Genomic DNA, 581 nt, shown 5'->3' on the forward strand with positions numbered 1-581 from the left:
GATTTTATGAACGGTATGATTAATAAGAATTACGATCCGCGCAATGATGGCTGGGATATGCTGGAAAGTGCCAAGGATTTCAAGGCGGATTATTTGCATCAGTTTCGTTTTGAATCGTTTCTGTCGCTGGGTTTCTTAATGAAAACTTTTGCCGGCAGTATTTACATGCTGAATAATGAGGATGAGGCAGAAGAGTTTAAAGATATTCATGACAACGGCGATATTCTTTATTTTGGTGATGCGGATAAAAAACCACCGCAGGTACCGCTACCGCCAAATCAGGATGATGGCTTCGATGATGACCCGTTAAATACAGGCACGCAGCCGGCGAAAAAACCGAAAGTAATTTCAACACCACCGATAGCGCCGAGCAAAAATGATGATAAATCCATATTCAGTGATTTAATTAACAATATGAATTTAGGGGCGGTGGTTAGCGGTATTGCGCTGGATGTGCTGAAACACAAAGTGCAGCGAGCCAAGGCCATGCAGGACGCAGCCTTGAATGGTAAGAATGGCAAAATTGCGCAATTGAAGGATTTATATGCGCTGGGAGCGGATATCTGGAAACGGCTTAAAGC

1 protein-coding gene is annotated in these 581 nt (G+C 43.4%); it reads left to right on the forward strand.

Annotation, left to right across the window (positions count from 1 at the left end):
* Positions 1 to 15: 15 nt before the first annotated feature.
* A partial coding sequence (locus tag MJ761_RS10830) for a T6SS phospholipase effector Tle1-like catalytic domain-containing protein (RefSeq protein ID WP_239392934.1) occupies positions 16 to 581 on the forward strand: 566 nt, incomplete at its 3' end.

This window comes from Snodgrassella communis (assembly GCF_914768045.1).
Lineage (GTDB): Bacteria > Pseudomonadota > Gammaproteobacteria > Burkholderiales > Neisseriaceae > Snodgrassella > Snodgrassella communis.